Annotated in this window: 10 protein-coding genes; 7 read left to right on the forward strand and 3 right to left on the reverse strand. The window is 62.2% G+C overall.

What is annotated here, in order from left to right; translation table 11 throughout:
• The first annotated feature begins 81 nt into the window (after nt 1-81).
• The 5 genes from M1D43_RS03490 (at nt 82) to M1D43_RS03510 (ending at nt 7244) form a co-directional block, all read left to right on the forward strand.
• Nucleotides 82-2556: a beta-mannosidase gene (locus tag M1D43_RS03490; RefSeq protein WP_153313389.1), complete on the forward strand. Its 2475-nt coding sequence runs from the start codon at nt 82-84 to the stop codon at nt 2554-2556.
• A gap of 56 nt (nt 2557-2612) precedes the next feature.
• Nucleotides 2613-3374, forward strand: coding sequence for a sugar phosphate isomerase/epimerase family protein (locus tag M1D43_RS03495; RefSeq protein ID WP_153313358.1), 762 nt, complete (start codon nt 2613-2615; stop codon nt 3372-3374).
• 16 nt (nt 3375-3390) lie between these two features.
• Nucleotides 3391-4524, forward strand: a complete 1134-nt coding sequence (locus M1D43_RS03500; protein ID WP_153313357.1) for a Gfo/Idh/MocA family protein — start codon at nt 3391-3393, stop codon at nt 4522-4524.
• A gap of 292 nt (nt 4525-4816) precedes the next feature.
• A complete protein-coding gene (gene mgrA / locus M1D43_RS03505) occupies nt 4817-5845 on the forward strand; it encodes an L-glyceraldehyde 3-phosphate reductase (protein WP_153313356.1) in 1029 nt (342 codons plus the stop codon).
• A gap of 292 nt (nt 5846-6137) precedes the next feature.
• On the forward strand, nt 6138-7244 hold the full coding sequence (locus tag M1D43_RS03510; protein ID WP_010969563.1) for a TRAP transporter substrate-binding protein: 1107 nt from the start codon (nt 6138-6140) through the stop codon (nt 7242-7244).
• Nucleotides 7245-7648: 404 nt separating this feature from the next.
• Here M1D43_RS03510 and M1D43_RS03515 read toward each other — a convergent pair whose 3' ends face one another.
• Both M1D43_RS03515 and M1D43_RS03520 read right to left on the reverse strand, forming a co-directional pair.
• Complete coding sequence (locus M1D43_RS03515; protein ID WP_013844582.1) at nt 7649-9442, reverse strand: TRAP transporter large permease; 1794 nt, start codon at nt 9440-9442, stop codon at nt 7649-7651.
• Nucleotides 9439-10014 carry a TRAP transporter small permease subunit gene (locus M1D43_RS03520; protein WP_010969560.1) on the reverse strand — a complete coding sequence of 192 codons (576 nt, stop codon included), beginning with the start codon at nt 10012-10014 and terminating at the stop codon, nt 9439-9441. Before M1D43_RS03520 ends, M1D43_RS03515 begins: the two co-directional genes overlap by 4 nt.
• Nucleotides 10015-10364: 350 nt before the next feature.
• Between M1D43_RS03520 and M1D43_RS03525 the strand changes: the two genes are divergently transcribed.
• Entirely contained in the window at nt 10365-11990 is a 1626-nt protein-coding gene (locus M1D43_RS03525; RefSeq protein WP_153313355.1) for a glycoside hydrolase family 43 protein, read from the forward strand.
• A gap of 128 nt (nt 11991-12118) precedes the next feature.
• Complete coding sequence (locus tag M1D43_RS03530; RefSeq protein ID WP_153313354.1) at nt 12119-12499, forward strand: RcnB family protein; 381 nt, start codon at nt 12119-12121, stop codon at nt 12497-12499.
• A 191-nt stretch (nt 12500-12690) separates the two neighbouring features.
• Here the strand turns inward: M1D43_RS03530 and znuA are convergent, their stop codons facing one another.
• Nucleotides 12691-13713: a zinc ABC transporter substrate-binding protein ZnuA gene (znuA, locus tag M1D43_RS03535; RefSeq protein WP_153313353.1), complete on the reverse strand. Its 1023-nt coding sequence runs from the start codon at nt 13711-13713 to the stop codon at nt 12691-12693.
• Nucleotides 13714-13806 lie beyond the last annotated feature (93 nt).

Consider the following 13806-nt stretch of genomic DNA (forward strand, 5'->3'; position numbering starts at 1 on the left):
GCGGACCGGGATACGAGACTCGGTCCGCATCAATGAAACGGCGCCGGTGCAGGCCGCCCGGTGCACGAATGGACCATGGAAATGCCTTCCGAGACCCCGAACCGCGATGCCGTCCGTATCGACCTTTCCGGCGATTGGCTGCTTGCCGCCGCCGACAACAGCCACGCCCTGACGATCGCGCTGCCGGGCGACGTGCACAGCGCGTTGCAGCGGGCCGGCATCATCGCCGATCCCTATCGCGGCCGAAACGAGGCCGATGTCCAGTGGGTCGCCCGGAAAGACTGGGTGCTCGAGCGCACCGTCGTCATCGATGCCGACGATCTGAACGGGGGATGGTATCTCGACTTCGAAAGCATCGACACGGTCGCCTCGGTCTACGTCAACGATGAACTCGTATTGCAGGCCGAGAATTGCTTCCGCCGTTATCGGCCTGACGTATCGGGCGCGATCGTCGCCGGCGAGAACCGCATTCGCATCGTGCTCCATTCGGCAATTGCCGAGGGAGCGCGGCGGCAGGCGGCGCAACCCTTCTACGTGCCCTATCACGACGGCAATTCGCCGATCGCCAACGGAAACATGCTGCGCAAGCCGCAATGCCATTTCGGCTGGGACTGGAATATCGCCATCGCGCCGCTCGGGATCTACGGCTCGCTGGCGCTCTGCCGGCTGGAAACGGCCCGCATCGAACATGTCACCACGCGTCAGATGTGGCTGGATGACGGGTCCGTCGATCTGCAGGTGACGGTCCAGCTCTTCGCCCGTGAACCCGGCATCGTGCCGGTCCATTTCATGCTCGACGGCGTGCGCGAGCGGCTGGATTGCGCGGTCGGCGCCGGGGAAACGCGCCTTACCCATGTCTTCACGGTGCAGGAGCCCAGGCGCTGGTGGCCGGCCGGCAGCGGCGACCAGGCGTTCTCGACGCTCAAGGTGGAGGTGCCCGGCGAAACCGTCACGCGTCAGATCGGCTTCCGCACGATCGAGCTTGTCACCGATAAGGACGAGGCGGGGAGCCGCTTCGCCTTCCGGGTAAACGGCCGCGAGATCTTCTGCCGCGGGGCCAACTGGATACCGGCGGATGCTCTGATGTCGCGCGTCACGCCCGAAAGTGTCGAGGACCTGCTTCGCTCGGCGGTCGACGCGAACATGAACATGATCCGCGTCTGGGGGGGCGGCTTCTATGAGCCCGACTGGTTCTACGATCTGTGCGACCGGCTCGGTCTGCTCGTCTGGCAGGATTTCATGTTCGCCTGCAATCTCTACCCGTCGACGCCGGATTTCCTGGAGAATGTTGCGGCCGAAGTGGACTATCAGGTCAGGCGGCTTTCGACCCATCCGTCCCTCGCGCTCTGGTGCGGCGACAACGAGCTTGTCGGCGCGCTTACCTGGTTCGAGGAGAGCCGCCGGGATCGCGACCGCTATCTCGTCTCGTACGATCGCCTGAACCGGACGGTCGAGGCGGCGATGAAGCAGGCCTGCCCGGAAGCGATCTGGTGGCCGTCCAGCCCCTCCGTCGGCTACCTCGATTTCGGCGACGCCTGGCACGCCGACGGCGCCGGCGACATGCACTACTGGTCCGTCTGGCACGAGAACAAATCCTTCGACAATTACCGCACCGTGCGGCCGCGCTTCTGCTCGGAATTCGGATTCCAGTCCTACACCTCGATGCCGGTCATCCGGCAGTTCGCCGAAGCGCATGACCTCAATATCGCCTCGCCGGTGATGGAGGCGCATCAGAAGAATGCCGGCGGCAACGAACGCATTGCCGGCACGATGTTCCGCTACTTCCGCTTCCCCAAGGATTTTCCGAGCTTCGTCTATCTGAGCCAGATCCAGCAGGGCCTCGCGATCCGGACGGCCGTCGACTACTGGCGGTCGCTGAAGCCCCATTGCATGGGCACGCTCTATTGGCAGCTCAACGACACCTGGCCGGTCGCGTCGTGGTCGAGCCTCGACTACGGCGGACATTGGAAGGCGATGCACTACATGGCGCGCCGCTTCTTCCAGCCGGTTGCGGTAGCCGCAATTCCCTCTGCGGATGGGCGGGAGATCGCCTTCTCGATGGTGAACGACACGGCCGAGCCGGCGACGGTCGAGTTGCAGGCGTTCCTGGTCTCGCTCGACGGCAATCGGCAGCGGCTGCTCGCCGCAGCGGGGACGTGCCCGGCCGATCGCGCGTCGACACTCGTGACGGTCGCCGCGAAGGACATTCCGCCAGACACGCTGCTCTTCTGGTCTTTCGAAGCTTCGAACGGGGCAACGGGCGAGGGACACTATGCCCACGGTACCTATAAGGCGCTCGATCTCGTGCCTTCCGGCCTGACCATCGAGGCGGTGCCTCGGTCGGACGGTTCCTTCGATGTCGCCGTAACGGCGGCCGGGCTGGCGCTGCACGTCATGATCGAGGCCGATGTCGAGGGACGCTATTCCGACAACGCATTCGATCTGACCGCCGGCGAGACGAAATCGATCCGTTTCACCCCGAGGATAGCGCTCGACGCGGGCGCGAGCCCACGCTTCAGCGCCTACGATCTCGAATCCTGCCAGGGAAAAGGGTGACCCCTTTTACGCGCACTCCCAAGCAACCGTTCCAACGAAACCACCAGGAGATTTCGATGAAAGACGTCAGCTTCCAGCTCTACAGCGCCCGCAATTTTCCGCCCCTTGCCGAAGTCCTCTCTGCTGTCGGCTCTGCCGGCTACACACAAGTGGAAGGCTACGGTGCCCTTTACGCGGCCCTCTCGGACGCGGAGATCGCCGATTTCAAGGCAGGGCTCGATCGCAACGGCCTCTCCATGCCGACCGCGCATTTCGGCCTGGATATGCTGGAGAGCGACGCTCCGCGCGTGCTTGAGATCGCCGAGGCGCTCGGCATTCGCGCTATTTATTGCCCTTACCTGATGCCGGACCAGCGCCCGGGCGATGCGGGCGGATGGCGAGCCTTCGGGGCACGGCTGCAGACGGCCGGCAAGCCGTTCCGCGATGCGGGGCTCGACTTCGGCTGGCACAATCACGACTTCGAGTTCCATGCACTCGCCGACGGCTCGGTGCCGCTCGACCAGATTTTCGCCGGCGGTCCGGACCTTTCCTGGGAGGCGGATATCGCCTGGATCGTGCGCGGCGGGGCAGACCCCTTCGCCTGGATCTCCAAATATCCAACCCGCATCACGGCGGTCCACGTCAAGGACATCGCGCCTAAGGGCGAGAAAGCGGACGAGGATGGTTGGGCCGACGTCGGAGAGGGCACGCTCGACTGGAAGGCACTGATCCAGGCGCTTTCCAGAACCTCGGTTAAATACTTTGTCGCCGAACACGACAATCCCAGCGACTTCAGGCGTTTCGCCAAGCGCTCGCTGGCTTCGATTCAATCCTACTGATCGACGGATAAGTCCCATGACAAAAGAACTTGGTGTCGGCATCATCGGATGCGGCAATATTTCCACGACCTATTTCAAGCTCGCCCCCCTGTTTAGGGGCATTCGGATCGCCGCTTGTGCCGACATCAATCCGGCGGCGGCGGAAGCACGGGGCGCCGAATTCGACGTCACGGCGCAGAGCATCGATGCGTTGCTCGCCAATCCGGAAGTTGACATCGTTGTCAATCTGACGATCCCGGAGGCGCACTTTCCGGTCTCGAAAGCCATTCTGGAAGCCGGCAAGCATGTCTACTCCGAGAAGCCGCTGGTGCTTTCGCTGGAGCAGGGCGAAGAGCTCAGGAAAATCGCCACGGGGAAGGGGCTGACCGTCGGCTGCGCACCGGACACTTTCCTGGGTGGAGCCCATCAGCTTGCGCGCGCCTATATCGACGCCGGCAAGATCGGGCAGGTCACCTCCGGTACCTGCCACGTCATGAGCCCGGGCATGGAGATGTGGCATCCGAATCCGGACTTCTTCTTCCTGCCGGGCGGCGGGCCCGTGCTCGACCTCGGACCCTATTACATAGCAAACCTGATCAACCTGATCGGACCGGTGAAACGGGTAGCCGCACTCTCCTCCATGGCAAGCACGACGCGGACCATCACCAGCGAACCCAGAAACGGGGAGGTTATCCCGGTCAAGACGCCCACCAACATTCATGCCCTGCTCGAGTTCCGGAACGGCGCCACCATCACGCTATCGGCAAGCTGGGATGTCTGGGCGCATCGTCATGCGAACATGGAGCTTTATGGCACCGAAGGGTCGCTCTTCGTTCCGGATCCGAATTTCTTCGGCGGCACCGTCGAGGCGAGCGGGCGGAACAAGGACATCCAGCCGCTCGAAATGTGGGAGCACCCCTTCGCCGTCAACAACTGGGACCATCCGCCCGGCCCGATCGCCAATTATCGTACGGCGGGGCTTGCGGATATGGCCGATGCGATCCTCAAGGGGCGCGATGCCCGCTGCTCGCTGGAACGTACGCTGCACGGTGTCGACGTGATGGTGTCGATCCTGAAATCCGGCGAGGAGGGAAGCTTCGTCACGCTGTCGACCACCTGCACTCAGCCGGCGGCGCTCGGTATTGAAGAGGCGCGGGCGTTGTTGCGCTGAGCCTGCTTCTGCGTTGACCCTCCTCCGGTTGCCCGGGCCTTGCCGGTGCCCCTCATCCGGCTGCCGCCACCTTCTCCCCATTTTGATGGGGAGAAGGGACAAGCGGCCGGCTTCCTGCTGCTATTGTCGGTGTGAGAGGTGATCGAGCGGCTGCCGCTATCCCCTTCGCCCCGCCTGCGGGGAGAAGGTGCCGGCAGGCGGATGAGGGGCCCTTTATCGATCTACTCCCTCTTGAGGGCCCTTGTGGGGAGGGGTATTCAAGGCCACCGAAGCGAACGAAGGAACATAAGTCATGGCCTGGCAACCGGCGGAAAACCGATACGAGAAGATGAAGTACAATCGCTGCGGCAGGAGCGGCTTGAAGCTGCCGGCGATTTCGCTGGGTCTTTGGCACAATTTCGGTGGCGACACGCCGCATGAGCGCAAGGTGGACGTGTGCCGCACGGCCTTCGATCTCGGCATCACCCATTTCGATCTGGCCAATAATTACGGCCCGCCGCCCGGCTCGGCCGAAATCGCCTTCGGCGAGATCATGCGCAGCGATTTCGCCGGCCTGCGCGACGAACTCATCATCTCGTCCAAGGCGGGGTATGACATGTGGCCCGGCCCCTATGGCGAGTGGGGCAGCCGGAAATATCTTGTCGCCTCTTGCGATCAGAGCCTCAAACGCATGGGGCTCGACTATGTCGACATCTTCTATTCCCATCGCTTCGACCCGGAAACGCCCCTCGAAGAGACTTGCGGAGCGCTCGATCACATCGTCCGCTCGGGGCGTGCGCTCTATGTCGGCATCTCCTCGTATAACTCCCAGCGTACCCGCGAGGCGGCGGTAATCCTGAAGGAGATGGGCACGCCCTGTCTCATCCATCAGCCGAGCTATTCGATGCTCAACCGTTGGGTCGAGGATGACGGTCTCGTCGACACGCTGGAGGAACTCGGCATCGGTTCGATCGTCTTTTCGCCGCTCGCCCAGGGCATGCTGACGACGAAGTACCTGAACGGCATTCCCGAGGACAGCCGCGCCGCGCAGAACCACTTCCTCAAGAAGGACTTCATCCGTCCGGGGATCATCGACAATATCCGCAAGCTGAACGCCATCGCCGAACGGCGCGGCCAGACGCTTGCGCAGATGGCACTCGCCTGGGTGCTGCGCGGAGGCCGCATCACCTCGGCGCTGATCGGCGCCAGCCGTTCCGCACAGATCGTCGACTGCGTCAAGGCGCTGGAAAACGACACTTTCACACCAGAGGAACTGAGCGAGATCGATCTTTACGCCCGCGAGGCCGACGTCAATCTCTGGGCCAAATCCGCCGAGCTCTGAATTGGCTCGAATGCATTGATTTGCCTCGATTTTGGGCAACTTCCAACCGCTTGCGGCGTCTTATACAAAAGTCGAAGAAGACGGCGCAAAACGGTCGCTGGACATGCATTATCGATTATGTATGGTGCACATGTGCCGCGGTGCGCAAAGCCTTCGCGGGCTTCAGCGTTGCCGGCAATAACGAGGAGGAAAGAGACCTTGCGACGTCCCGGACGGGGCGGACGAAGGCTCGACGGGCAGTGGCGCGGTCGATCCGTGCCGGACTGCTCGTGGCGGGAAACAGGGAGGAACCATGGATCGCCGTTCATTCATCAAACATGCGAGCATCGGCGGCCTGGGTGCGGCTGCTGCATCGGCGCTGGCTGCGCCGGCCATTGCGCAGACCAATCCGAAGGTCACCTGGCGCTTGACGTCGTCCTTCCCGAAATCGCTGGATACCATCTATGGCGGTGCGGAAGTTCTGTCGAAATACGTGTCCGAAGCTACCGACGGGAATTTCCAGATCCAGGTCTTCGCCGCCGGCGAAATCGTCCCGGGCCTGCAGGCAGCGGATGCGGCGGCTGCCGGCACCGTCGAGGCGTGCCACACGGTCGCCTATTATTACTGGGGTAAGGATCCGACCTGGGCACTCGGCGCAGCCGTGCCCTTCGCCCTCAATGCCCGCGGCATGAACGCCTGGCACTATCATGGCGGCGGCATCGACCTCTTCAACGAGTTTCTCGGAACCCAGGGCCTCGTCGGCTACCCGGGGGGCAACACCGGCGTTCAGATGGGCGGCTGGTTCCGCAAGGAAATCAAGACCGTTGCCGACATGAAGGGCCTGAAGATGCGCGTCGGCGGTTTCGCCGGCAAGGTCATGGAACGCCTCGGCGTCGTCCCGCAGCAGCTCGCCGGCGGCGATATTTACCCGGCGCTCGAAAAAGGCACGATCGACGCGGCCGAATGGGTCGGTCCCTATGATGACGAGAAGCTCGGCTTCTACAAGGTCGCACCCTATTACTACTATCCCGGCTGGTGGGAAGGCGGCCCGACCGTGCATGCCATGTTCAACAAGGCAGCCTTCGACGGCCTGCCGAAGGCCTATCAGTCGCTCCTGCGGACGGCCTGCCAGGCGACCGACGCGAACATGCTGCAGAAGTACGACTATCTCAACCCCTCCGCGATCAAGCGCCTCGTGGCGGCGGGGGCAAAGCTGAGCCCGTTCAGCCCGGAAATCCTGTCGGCCTGCTTCGACGAGTCCAACAAGGTCTACGCGGAAATGGAAGCGTCGAACGCGCCATTCAAGAAGATCTGGGAATCGATCAAAGCCTTCCGCGCCGAGTATTTCCTCAACGCACAGATTGCGGAATACAACTACGACACCTTCATGATGATCCAGCAGCGTAACGGCAAGATCTGAAGCTGCGGACTGGATTGCAAAATGAAGAACCCCGGAGCGACGGTGCTTCGGGGTTCTTTTTTTGCTTATCACCTGACGAAATCGGTTCTCATCTTCGTTTCACCGAATCGATGACCGGTAAAATGCTTCAACAAATTGAACTTCCGTTCGCACATACTTTTCCATCCCGCTTTAAGGCCTGTTGAGATTCATCTGGTGTTTATGACGGCTGCTGCGAAATCGGTGATGGCGTTTCTCCTGGCCCTCATCTCTGTGCTTGTCACAGAGATCCAGCAGCGCCGCGTCTGCGGCGCGGGAAATGTTTTTTCAGCCCAAGGACTTGGCCTGGCTGGATCCCTGTGACGAGCACAGGGATGAGGAGATCAAACAAGCCGCCCCGGGGGTATCCCGAATCTCAACGGGCCTTAGTTGAACGACGGCGGTGCGCTGAGATCGGGGGCCGGATTGTTCTGTTGAGGCGCCGTATTCGGTTGGGCCGGCTGCTGGCCACCCCCGTCGAGCGGACTGCCGCCCGGCAGTTGCAAGCCGCCGGGAAGGCCGAGGCCGCCGCCATTGTCGGGCAGGGTAAGACCGCCGCCGCCGGTGCCGAAGCCCGGGACCTCGATCTTGATCGTCGACGGATCGACCGCCGCGCCGCTGCCTTTATAATGCAGGACCATCTGCGGGAACATCAGGGTCAGCGCAACCATGACGACCTGTATGCAGACGAAAGGCACGGCGCCCCAATAGATCTGTCCGGTCGTCACGGGCTGCATCATCTTGCCGGTCACCCTGTCCAGATAGGGCACCCTGGCTGCCACGGAACGCAGATAGAAGAGCGCGAAGCCGAAGGGCGGATGCATGAAGCTCGTCTGCATGTTGATGCCGAGCAGCACGCCGAACCAGATCAGATCGATGCCCAGCTTGTCGGCCGCCGGCGCGAGCAGGGGGACGATGATGAAGGCGAGCTCGAAGAAATCGAGGAAGAAGGCCAGGAAGAAGACGAGCACGTTGACGGCGATCAGGAAGCCGATTTCGCCGCCCGGCAAGGCCGTCAGCAGATGCTCCACCCAGAGATGCCCGTTGACGCCGTAGAAGGTGAGCGAAAAGACGCGGGCGCCGATCAGGATGAACAGAACGAAGGCGGAGAGCCGCGTCGTGGAGGCGAGTGCGGCGCGGACGACCTCCATGTTGAGGCGGCCCTTGCCGGCCGCCATGACGAGCGCGCCGACGGCTCCCATGGCGCCGCCTTCGGTGGGTGTGGCGATGCCCAGGAAAATCGTCCCGAGAACGAGGAAGATCAGGGCCAGTGGCGGGATCAGAACGATGATCACCTGTTGCGCCAGCCGCGAAAGCGCGTTGATCTTGAGCGTCCTGTCGGCGAGGGCGGCCAGGTAGATGAATATGATGCCCACCGTCGCGCCGAGGATGTCCGCGTTTTCGCCCTGCGTCGGCGAAAGATAGACGTGGGCCGCATAGGCGATCGCGCAGGCGACCAGGAGCGCGATCGCAAGCGAGGTGACGCCGGACCCGAGCGTGCGCGCCTCCAGAGGCAGCGCCGGCATGGAGTGCCGCTTCACGAAGGTCATCAGCAGGATGTAGCCCATATAGAGCCCGGTCAGAACGAGGCCGGGGATGAGGGCGCCGGCATACATGTCGCCGACCGAGCGGCCGAGCTGGTCGGCAAGAACAATCAGCACCAGCGACGGCGGGATGATCTGCGCAAGCGTGCCGGAGGCGGCGATGACGCCGGAGGCAATGCGCCGGTCGTAGCCGTAGCGCAGCATGATCGGCAGCGAGATCAGGCCCATCGCGATGACGGAAGCTGCGACGACGCCGGTGGTCGCCGCAAGCAGCGCGCCGACGAAGATGACCGCGTAGGCAAGTCCCCCGCGCACGGGACCGAAGAGCTGGCCGATCGTGTCGAGAAGGTCCTCGGCCATGCCCGACCGTTCGAGCACTATGCCCATGAAGGTGAAGAAGGGGATGGCGAGAAGCGTGTCGTTCGACATGACCCCCCAGAACCGTTCCGGCAGTGCGTTCAGCAGTGGCCAGGAAAGATTGATGGAGTCGGACAAAGGCGCGAGTTCGACGCCGATGATGAAGAACAGGAGACCGTTGGCGGCGAGCGAGAAGGCGACCGGGTATCCGAGCAGAAGGAATACGATCAGCGACACGAACATGATCGGCGCCAGGTTTTCAGCGACGAACTCGATCATGAACGGGCCTCCGGCGCAACGGCGTCATCGAGCGGTGCATGGGCTGGGACGTAAGGCGTCGGATCATCCATGTTCCCGGTCATGATGGCGATTTTTTTGATGATTTCCGAAACGCCCTGCAGCGCGAGAAGCACGAAGCCGATCAGCAGGATCGCTTTCGCCGGCCATATGATGAGCCCCCCGGCGCTCGAGGAAAGCTCGCCCGAGACATAGGACATCCGTACGTAGGGTACGAGGTAATAGAGCATGAGAACCACGAAGGGCATCAGGAAGAAGACGTGCCCGAAGAGGTCGATCCAGTGCTGCACGCGGCGCGAGAACATTCCGTAGACGACGTCGATGCGGATGTGCTCGTTCTGGCTCAGCGTGTAGGCGGCAGCGAACATGAAGGCCGCGCCGAAGAGATACCACTGCGCCTCCAGCCATGCATTGGACGACATGTTGAACACTTTTCGGATGACGGCGTTGCCGGCGCTCACGAGCACGGCCACCAGAATAAGCCAAGAGACCGCCTTGCCGATCCTTTCGGTAATGGCGTCGATCAATCGGCTGAAGCCGAGTAACGGTTTCATCGAGTTCCTCCCCGCAATGGTTTTTGTTTTTTTGCCAAGCACAGGCAGAGTGCCCATTTCAAGCCTGCTTTCAAGTGCGACGGCCGATTTTCCGGGATAGGGGCGGGGTCTCAGACGAAAGTCGAATACAGTCCGCCGGCGAATGATCAAAACTTAGGCACGCAAGCGCGATTCCCGCCGATGTTCCGCCGCAGCTTTCGTGGAAAATAAAGCCCGTGCAGGGGATTTCACGCGATTCGAGAGGTGGCAACCTGCCAGGATCGCCGGTGTGGGAGCGCCTGCGTGAAAGGTCTTGAAAAGACGGTGAGCATGGGGCTGGATGCGGCACCGCGAAGAGGGAGATGCAAGAGATGACCGCGACGATCCGGAACCCGATCCTGCCCGGTTTCAATCCGGACCCATCCATCTGTCGGGTCGGCGAAGACTATTACATCGCGACCTCGACATTCGAATGGTACCCCGGTGTACAGATTCACCATTCGCGCGATCTCGTGAACTGGCGGCTCGTGCGCCGCCCGCTCGAGCGCGCAAGTCAGCTCGACATGCGCGGCAATCCCGACAGTTGCGGCGTATGGGCTCCGTGCCTCTCCTATTGCGACGGGCTGTTCTGGCTCGTCTACACCGACGTCAAACGCCTGGACGGCAACTTCAAGGATGCCCACAACTATATCGTGACGGCGGAAGCGGTGGAGGCCACCTGGTCCGATCCGGTCTATGTCAATTCGTCTGGCTTCGATCCGTCGCTGTTCCATGACGACGATGGCCGCAAATGGTTTCTCAACATGCAATGGAACCACCGCTCGGAAAGCTTCGCCGGCTCGCCCAAGAGCCCCGCTTTCGACGGTATCCTGCTGCAGGAATGGGACGAGCGGACCCGCAAGCTCGTGGGTCCGGTGAAGAACATCTTCGCCGGCAGTCCGCTCGGCCTTGTCGAAGGGCCGCATCTCTTCAAACGCGACGGTTGGTATTACCTGACGGTCGCCGAGGGTGGAACAGGTTACGACCACGCCGTGGGCATGGCGCGGTCCCGCACGATCGACGGACCTTACGAGATGCACCCGAATGTTCATCTCATCACCTCAAAGGATCACCCGGAGGCAGCTCTGCAACGGGCGGGGCACGGGCAATATGTCGAGACGCCGGACGGCCAGGCCTATCATACGCATCTTTGCGGCCGGCCGCTGCCGCCGCAGCGACGCTGCACGCTCGGGCGCGAGACTGCGTTGCAGAAATGCGTCTGGCGGGAGGACAGTTGGCTCTATCTCGAAAATGGCGGGCCGGTTCCCGAGGTGACCGTGCCCGCGCCGGGAGCCGCGGGAACAGTCGCTGAGCGCGTCCTCTTTGAAACGGACTTCGACGAGCAGGTGCTTCCGCCGGAGTTCCAGTGGCTGCGCACTCCGATCCCGGAGCGGATCTTCTCGTTAGCCGCCCGGACCGGGCATCTCCGGCTCTTCGGCCGCGAGAGCATCGGCAGCTGGTTCGAGCAGGCGCTGGTGGCGCGGCGGCAGGAACACCATTCCTTCCGCGCAGAAGCCGTCGTCGATTTCGCTCCCGATACCTATCAGCAGGTCGCGGGACTGACCCATTATTATAACCGGCACAAGTTCCATGCCCTCGGTGTCACACGGCACGAAACCCTCGGACGCGTCCTCACCATACTCTCCTGTCCGGGCGATTTTCCGAACGGGCGGTTGACCTATCCGGTCGGCAGCGGTTTCGCCGTACCGGACGGTCCAGTTCAACTCGCCATGGAGGTGAGAGACAACGATCTCCAGTTCTTCTGGCGGGGAGCGGCCCAGGCAGAGTGGCTGACCATGGGGCCGGCGCTCGACGCCGGCGTGATTTCGGACGAAGGCGGGCGCGGCGAGCACGGTTCCTTCACGGGGGCGTTCGCCGGCATTTTCGCTTTCGACATCTCGGGTTGCGCGGCGCCTGCCGACTTCGACCGGTTCCGCTACCAGGCGCTCAGCGTTTGAAATGCCGTACGCTTATGAGGTAACTCTTATAAGCATCGGTAATCATTACTTATTTGTAATGGCAGGCTTCATATTCGGTTCAGGAAGGGAGGCTTAGTTTCGGGGGGTAATAACGAAAGGGAAACCCCATGAAACGCCTTCTGATCGCGCTCGTCGCAAGCTCATTCCTCGCCACTCCGATGGCGTTTGCTCAGCCGGCCGGCTCCTTCGAGCTTGCGCAGGCGCATGATCGCAATCGCCACAGGCACGTCGATCGACATGTCGAGAAACGCGTCGACCGACACGTCGAGAAGCATGTCGAAAAGCGCGTGATCATCAAGAAGCACCGCTGGGCGCGCGGCCACAGGCTGAGCCCGTCCGAGCGGCGCCACATGGCCTATGTCCGTGACTACCGCCGCTACAAGCTGCGGCCGCCGCCGCGGGGCCAGCAATGGGTGCGTGTCGACAATGACTTTCTGCTGATCAGCCTCGCAACGGGCGTGATCGCAGGCCTTGCATCGGCTTATTGACTTTACGTGTTCCTTTTGAAGGACTCCGATTTCTCCCTCATCCCTGTGCTTGTCACAGGGATCCAGTAGCGCCGCGTCTGTGGCGCGGGAGAGTCTTCTCGGCCCAGGGACCTGGGCCGACTGGATTCCTGTGACAAGCACAGGAATGACGGATACAGGAATGACGGGCTCGTTACATCTTCCATGTCAGTCTAGCTCGCCGAAGAAAGGCATTCCTTCAGCGAAGCGCCGATGTTTTCCATCATCTGGAAGTAGAGATCCGGTCCAGCCTCGAGGGTGCCGGCTTCCGGATCGAGCGTGCCGGATTTCGCCGGCGTGCCTTCGATGACGACGCTGACGAGCTTCGGCTCGAACTGCGGCTCGGCGAAGACGCAGGTCGCGCCCAATTCCTTGATCTTCGCGCGAATCTCGGAGAGCCGCTCGGCGCCGGGCAGCACCTCCGGGCTGACGGTGATCGAGCCGGCGACGCGCACCTGGTAGCGGTTTTCGAAATACTGATAGGCATCGTGGAAGACGACGAAAGGTTTGTCCTTGACGGCAGCCACCGTCTCGGCAAGGCCCTTGTCGAGAGCGTCGATCCGCGCGTTGAACTTCTCCAGATTTGCCTTGTAGGTGGCGGCGTTGGCCGGATCGGCCGCGGCCAAGGTCTTCTCGATCTCGGTCGCCATGTCCTTGGCGTTCATCGGATCGAGCCACATATGCATGTCGAACTCGCCTTCGGCATGATCGTGATGGTCATGCTTATCGGCGTGCTCGGCACCGTCCGCTTCGCCGGCATGGGCATCGCCGTGATCCTCGTGCCCCTCATGGCCCGCTTCCTCGCCGTGGCCCTCTTCACCGTGATCGTGCCCCTCGAAGGCGCCGCCCTCGCGGAACTTCAGCTTCGAGAGCCCGGGAGCCTCGCCGAGTTCGACCACCTGGGCTCCTGTGCCGAGCGTATCGAGCGGCTTGTCGAGGAACGCCTCGAGGCCGGGTCCGACCCAGAACACGACCTTTGCCGCCTGCAGTGCCGCGGCGTTCGAAGGCTTCATGGTGTAGGTATGAGGGGAGGCGCCGCCCTCGACGATGAGCGAGGGCTCGCCGACGCCCTGCATGATCGAGGCGACCAGCGAATGGACCGGCTTGATCGAGACGACCACATTGGGCGCCTCCGCAAATACGGGGGAGGCCAGGAGAAGCGTCGAGGCGAACAGGAGGGCAGTCGTCGATTTCATCGTTATCTCCGAATTGTGCGGTGGCTGCAGCCGGCTTTTACGGCCGGACATTGCTTGTAACGGCGTTGTTATGTTATTACATCAATTGCGTTA

The sequence above is a fragment of the Ensifer sp. R1-3 genome, assembly GCF_056739175.1.